General features: G+C 45.1%; 4 protein-coding genes. 1 reads left to right on the plus strand and 3 read right to left on the minus strand.

The window, feature by feature from the left end:
* Nucleotides 1-278: 278 nt before the first annotated feature.
* Together K5Q99_RS20895 and K5Q99_RS20900 are read right to left on the minus strand one after the other, a co-directional pair.
* On the minus strand, nt 279-1,037 hold the full coding sequence (locus tag K5Q99_RS20895; RefSeq protein WP_220778016.1) for a DUF2057 domain-containing protein: 759 nt from the start codon (nt 1,035-1,037) through the stop codon (nt 279-281).
* A gap of 206 nt (nt 1,038-1,243) precedes the next feature.
* Entirely contained in the window at nt 1,244-3,289 is a 2,046-nt protein-coding gene (locus K5Q99_RS20900; protein ID WP_220778017.1) for a bifunctional 2',3'-cyclic-nucleotide 2'-phosphodiesterase/3'-nucleotidase, read from the minus strand.
* A 707-nt stretch (nt 3,290-3,996) separates the two neighbouring features.
* Here K5Q99_RS20900 and K5Q99_RS20905 point away from each other — a divergent pair.
* Nucleotides 3,997-6,141 carry a M3 family metallopeptidase gene (locus tag K5Q99_RS20905; RefSeq protein ID WP_220778018.1) on the plus strand — a complete coding sequence of 715 codons (2,145 nt, stop codon included), beginning with the start codon at nt 3,997-3,999 and terminating at the stop codon, nt 6,139-6,141.
* 143 nt (nt 6,142-6,284) lie between these two features.
* Here the strand turns inward: K5Q99_RS20905 and K5Q99_RS20910 are convergent, their stop codons facing one another.
* Entirely contained in the window at nt 6,285-6,734 is a 450-nt protein-coding gene (locus K5Q99_RS20910) for an acetyltransferase (protein WP_220778019.1), read from the minus strand.
* Nucleotides 6,735-6,873 lie beyond the last annotated feature (139 nt).

The raw sequence follows: 6,873 nt of genomic DNA on the forward strand, positions 1-6,873 counted from the left end.
GGATATGAGGACATAGTGGATGCCTGCAGCCAGGCATGGAACAGCTTTATCAGTTGTACAAAACGCGTGGTAAAAATGTGCTCTCGGGAATGGGCAAAGGTGACTGAACTTTAATGCGGAATGGTATAACATTAAGCTGTGAAGTGGGAATGGTTACTGGGCTCTTTTTTAATGAGCTTAAGTTTTACTAAGTTCTAATTTTACGAACTGAATAGAGCCGCCAGTCCATGTGAGACACTTAGCTGGCGGTCTGAAGTAGATAGCCGAAGCTGTATGGATCACTCTTTATTGATTTTGGCTTTGAAGCTGGCTTTGGTACTGTCGTTGGCCTGTTTGTACCAGTAATCCAGCATTTGACTGATTTCAGCTTGGCTAGGTGTGGTTGTAGAAGACACAGAAGTGGTTGGTTGGCTCTTGTCATTGTTCGCTGTGGCTGATGACGACATCACTGCTGGCGCGATCAAGCTTGTGGATACGACGGCGGGTGCTTGGCGTATGTGTGGCTGGCTTGCCAATACTGGTGCAATGACGTCGTTTGCTTGTGTTGTCGCGGTATTCATAGTGAGATTTAACGAAGCCGGATGATTGCTAAGGTTGTACTGCAGTATCTCGTGTTCGAAATCCCGTCCCAGTTGGATGCCATTCTTAATCAATTTATCGCTGGTAAAACTCACAGTTTCATCTTGAGCATTTAATAGCGTCAGCTTGGGTGACTCATCAAATTTCTTTGCATCTCTGGCTGAATTGATGGCGGGAAGGGTCAGCGTGAGTGTTTGTGCTGACGCATCAAAACGGACGATGAGCACGTCGGATAGATAATGCACTGAGTCAGCTTGTTGCCGGTATTGTGCGGCATAACGGAAGGCTATCTGATTGATCCCATCGGCTAAAACGAAGTTGCTACTCTTTACGGCTGGTTTGCCATTGACCGTTAACACTTCAGCATTTTTAGGCAGATTGAGATGAACGTCGGCCATTGCAGGCTGCACAGCGCCCAGCAATAACGCAGTGGCACATAAGATTGATTGATATTTCATAAGCTTTCTCTGTTGTTGCGAGGACGCCGCTAAATAATAAGGTAGTTTTCTGACGGCACAAAGCAGGTTTAACCTTTAGTGTGGAGCATGATGAACTAAATGGCGACACGCCGTTTATAGCGCGCAGATTAGCGTTAATTTAATCTGTAGGGAATAAAAAAGGCTCACGAAGAGCCTTTTTGAGCATGATATTTCGGGATTAACGCTTATTTGGTTAAGTTGATGCTATAAACGGCGAAACCCAGTTCATCCTTGCTGATCTTCTTCATTTCACGTTGTTTATTGGCTTCAATAAAAGCAGCGGCTTTGTCACTGTCTTGGGTTTCGAAGCGAACGTCTAATGTGACGTTGGTCGTGATGGTTTTGAAATCCCAGTTGTAATCGGCACTTGGATTGACCATACCTTCGTACTTACCTGTGGTTTCGTTGTACTGAGATTGCGCTGTGATATAAGCAGCTAGCGCTTCACGGTTAGTATCGGGCAGTTCGAGCACGACGTGGTCGCTACCCGTTCCTGCAAACTTACCACCAAAGGCGCGGTAGTTATTTGAGGCGACGATAAACTCTTTCGCGGCAAATTCTTCACCAGTGATGACTTTACCGTTTTCGTCTTTATAGCTTAAATCAACGATACGGTTCGCATTGGCATTAACGACGGCGCAATCGCGGTCAAACTTACTCGGTTGAGTGACATCAATCTTGTAGGTTAAGCCATCGAGTACGTCGAAGTTATAGGTTGGATGACCATCCCAGTTGATTAACCCTTGTGGGGTGGTTTTTGTTGGGTCGATTTGATTGAACTGGTTCGCTGAGCACTCGAGCCAATCTTTCAATTCGGCGCCCGTCGCTTTGACTGCCACCATAGTGTTGGGATACAGGTACAGATCGGCGGCGTTTTTAAAGGTCAGTGGACCTTTATCGACTTGCACAAATTGATCGGCATCACTGGTTGTACCGTGGCGACCGCCCGCTTTAAAAGGCGCAGAGGCTGACAGCACTGGCAACCCTTTTAATTCCGGAGGTAATTTTGCTTTCACGTTAGCGATTTGCGCATCGGAAACGATTTGTACCGTAGGGTCATCCTGCACTAAGGTCAAAAAGCTATACATATCAGCAGCAGCGACACCAATAGGCTCATCCACAAAGGCGAGGGTACCTTGGTGCTCGGCGGCAACGGCATCGTGAATAGCAGCATCCGCTTCAACTAATGGGGCTTTATTTGCGCCATCATAGATAGGGCGAGCTTGCGTTTTGGCACTAAGGACATGCCACTTGTCATCTCTACGCTCAAGTTTAAAGTCAACCACCCCTAAGTTATCGCCCCAACGACCTGGCATCACCGCGGGGACGCCGTTCAGTAGGCCTTTTGTGACATCGGTATTGGGCAAGTCAGCATACTTAGCATCTGGGAAGATAGAGTGGCTGTGACCGAATAGAATCGCATCGATACCGTCAACATAAGTCAAAGCGTAAGTGGCGTTTTCTGCCATAGGATCGCCAGGATTTTCCGTTGAACCAATGCCAGAGTGTGGAATGGCGATAATGATATCGGCCCCTTTGGCTTTCATTTCTGGGACATATTTTTTCGCGGTGGTAACGATATCTTCAACCGTCACTTTCCCCGTCAGATTTTGCTTATCCCACAATAGAATTTGTGGTGGCACAAAGCCAATATAACCAATGTTAATGGTTTGATTATTTCCTTCGCTGTCGATAATATTTTTTTGTTTAATGATATAAGGGGTGAATAAATGCTCACCTTTTTTCACCTCTTTCCAGCAACCCTTATCGTCGGCGCAATAAACGTTTGAGTTGATATAAGGGAAATCTGCACCACTAATGGATTTATTTAAGAAGTCTAAACCGTAGTTAAATTCATGGTTACCGATATTACCGACGTCATAATCTAATAGGTTCATGGCTTTATAAGCAGGGTGAACATCGCCCATTTGCAGGCCAACTTTGGCCATATAATCGCCCATAGGGCTGCCTTGTAGCAGATCGCCGTTGTCGACGAGGACGCTATTCTTGGCTTCGCTGCGTGCAGCGTGGATCAAGCTTGCAGTGCGGGCAAGACCGATTGTGGGATCGTCTTTACCACTGTAGTAATTGAAATCCATGATATTTGTATGCAGATCTGTGGTTTCGAGTACCCGTAAATCGGCTTGAACGACTTTGTCGTCATCAGAATTACAGGCGCTGACACCAAGGGCGGCAGTGATCATCACTGCGAGTATTTTCTTATTTAACATAGTTGTCTCTATTTATATTTATTTGACCCCAACGCATGTTCCGTAAAGAGCATGCCCATCATCCCGTTAATTCAGCGTCATTTAACTGTTAGGTTAATTTGTCGCTAAGTTAACGAGCGGGAATTATAAAGACATTTGATGATCTGAATGTGACATTAATCGGAGAAAAGCTGTTTCAAATTGTGACTTAGAGTGCGTCTGCCTAAATAATGAGCCATTTGGCCTGTGTATTTGTTACATTGAGGTTTAAATAATCACAGTAAAAAGTTTATTAAGAAGAATTAATATTTGTTATAGAAACGGTGTTTTATTTGCTTATATCGTTTTTTATGTTGAGGATATTTGGCTTAAAAATCCACTTGGATTGTTTTAAATAATTCTTTTTACATTGAATTTTAGCTAATCCTCATCACCTTTGCTTGCAAGCACTTAGCAAGGATCGCAGCACATTAGGGGTCGCTAAGCGTTGGCATAAGCACATATAGACTGGTAATACACATAAAGTGATACAAATTCGCGCCGCTGCGGCGGGGTAAAACTTGGCTGAAATGCGCGTAACTTGTTAAGGTAGCTCATCGAAATTAACGACCGTAGCAACAAGCGTTCGTTAATTCAGACTGTTTTAAACTGAAAGCCAAAATCCGTTAGCGCGCACCTTTCACCTTAAAAATACAAACGAAAGGGCAGCAACATCCAAGGGAGTTAATATGCGTAAGTCCGTTATTACCACAGCCGTGGCCGCGGCTTTGTTACTTGGCGCTTGTTCAGACAAGCCAGCCGCCAGTGCCAATGAAGCCAAAAATACCGTAGCGACTCAAACCGCAGCTAAAGCACAAGCAACCAATGTGTTGCTGAGCAAGAGTCCACTGCAGGATCAAGCGCCACAATTTAACCTTATCCATACGGCAGATTATGCTCCTGCCTTCGAGCAAGGTATTAAAGCCCATGATGCTGAAATCGCTGCCATTGTGAATAACAAGCAAGCGGCCAGTTTTGACAACACCATTCTGGCGATGGAAACCTCGGGTGAATTATTAACGCGGGTGTCGCGGACCTTTTTTAATCTCGCCGGTCTGATTTCTGATGATGATTTCCAGAAAACCGAAGCGGATCTTGCGCCTAAGTTATCTGCCCATCGCGATAATATTTATCTCGATCCGACCTTATTTGCCCGTGTTGAAGCCGTATATCAACAAAAGAGCAGCTTAAATGCGGAAGATCAGCGTTTAGTTGAATACTACTATGAGCAGTTTGTTCGCGCTGGCGCGAAATTGTCAGCTGAAGATAAAGCTAAAATGCGCGACTTTAACGCCGAGCTTGCAACCTTAGCGACGGACTTTTCACAAAACAGCTTAAAATCATTTAAAGATGATGTGGTTGTTGTGACTGATAAAGCCCAGTTAGCCGGTTTATCCGACAGCGAAATCGCCACCTTAGCCGCGGCTGCCAAAGCTGCTGGAAAAGAAGGCTATTTGATTACGTTAGTGAACACGACACGCCAACCTGTGCTTTCTAGCCTGAGTAACCGTGAACTGCGCCAAAAAGTATGGGAAACCTCGGCGCACAGAGCCGTCGCAATCAATGGCCCATTGATTGTTAAAATGGCGCAAATTCGGGCTAAAAAAGCCAATTTACTGGGGTTCGATACTTGGGCATCCTATGCGGTTGCCGATCAAATGGCGAAAACCCCCGCCGCTGTGTATGAAATCCTCGATGATTTAGCGCCAAAAGCCTTAGCACGTGCCAAAGTAGAAGCGGCTGATATTCAAGCTGAAATCAAAAAGGCGGGCGGTGATTTTGAGCTGCAACCTTGGGATTGGGCTTACTACGCTGACAAAGTGCGTCAAGAGAAATACTCCCTCGATGAAAGCAGTATTAAGCCTTATTTCGAGTTTAATACTGTGCTGCAAGACGGGCTGTTTTTCGCTATGCATAAACTGTATGGCATCAGCTTAAAAGCGCGTACCGATTTACCCGTGTGGAATCCCGATGTCTTAGCCTTTGAAGTCTTTGATAAAGACAACAGCTCTATTGGCTTATTCTACCTTGATCCTTATGCCCGCGAAGGCAAAGGCGGCGGCGCGTGGATGGATGAGTTCGTCACCCAAAGCGGTCTGCTTGGCACTAAGCCAGTTGTTTATAACGCGCTGAATATTCCTAAGCCAGCCGATGGCCCAACGTTAATGACCTTCGATGAAGTGACCACTATGTTCCATGAATTTGGTCATGCGGTTCACGGTTTATTCTCGCAGGTGAAATACCCAAGTGTTGCTGGCACATCTACTGCACGTGACTTTGTTGAGTTCCCATCCCAGGTTAACGAAGATTGGAATATCGATCCTGCTGTGATTGCTAACTATGCCAAACACTACAAGACGGGTGAGCCCATTCCTAAGGCACTGCTCGATAAAATCTTAGCCTCAAATAAGTTTGGCCAAGGTTTTGATACCGTTGAGTATCTGTCAGCCGCCTTGTTAGATATGGAATGGCACTCTATCAGCGCCGATACTCAAATTAGCGATGTAGAGCAGTTTGAGCACCAAGTGTTAGCTAAACACGGCCTTGATTTTGCGCCAATACCACCGCGTTATAAATCGAGCTACTTTAGCCATGCCTTCTCCGGTGGTTATTCCGCAGGTTATTACGCGTATTTGTGGACCGAAGTGTTTGCCGCCGATGCCTTTGCCTATATGGGCGAGCAGGGTGGATTAAAAGCCGATAATGGTGACAAGTTCCGCAAGGAAGTCTTATCTAAAGGTAACAGTGAAGATCTTATGCAAGATTACATTCACTTTACTGGTAAAAAACCGACAACCGATGCACTGTTAAAGCGCCGCGGTTTAGTCGACTAATCGATTCGTTGTAAAAAGGCCCAAAGGCTTGTTAGGGAAACCTAGCAAGCCTTTTTTATTGATGTCGGGGCGGATTTATTCATCTTTTTTGTTTCCGCTGGATACTCTCCAACCCTATTCTCATCGATTGAATCAGGATACATCTAGAATCCCTCAATGGAATATAACGCCATATGTAACAGCGGATAAGGTTTACCCTGTCCATCAACGGGTGAGCGACCCGTTACTGAAAAACCAATATGCTGGTAAAAACCTAATGCTTGTTGATTTTGCTCATTAACATCAACCTTTGTGGCTCCCAGTGCTTTAATGGCATGTGTCGCTAGCATGCAACCAATCCCTTTTCCGCGCGCGTCAGGTGAGATGAACAGCATTTCAATATTGCCATCATGTACGCCGCAGAATCCGAGTATTTCTCCATTGTCATTTTTAGCGCACTTTAAGTGAACGGCATCAAAATACTGTTCGAGGATCAGCGGCTTTAATTGTTGTAGATCTTCTTCTGCTAAAAAGTCATGGGGTGCTCTCACCGATGCTTCCCAAATGTCGAGTAGACTAAGATGATCTGCTTTTTCTACCATCTCAATATTCATCATATAACTCTACAGGGTGAGATCGTGAATGTATTTTAACCGTTTTGAACCCAATTTGACGAACGGTATCGATTATGATCTTATGCTCTCTTTTTCTTATAGAGAACATCAGAGCATGTACCTTGAAGCCTTCACGTCT

The organism is Shewanella hafniensis, assembly GCF_019655335.1.
Lineage (GTDB): Bacteria > Pseudomonadota > Gammaproteobacteria > Enterobacterales > Shewanellaceae > Shewanella > Shewanella hafniensis.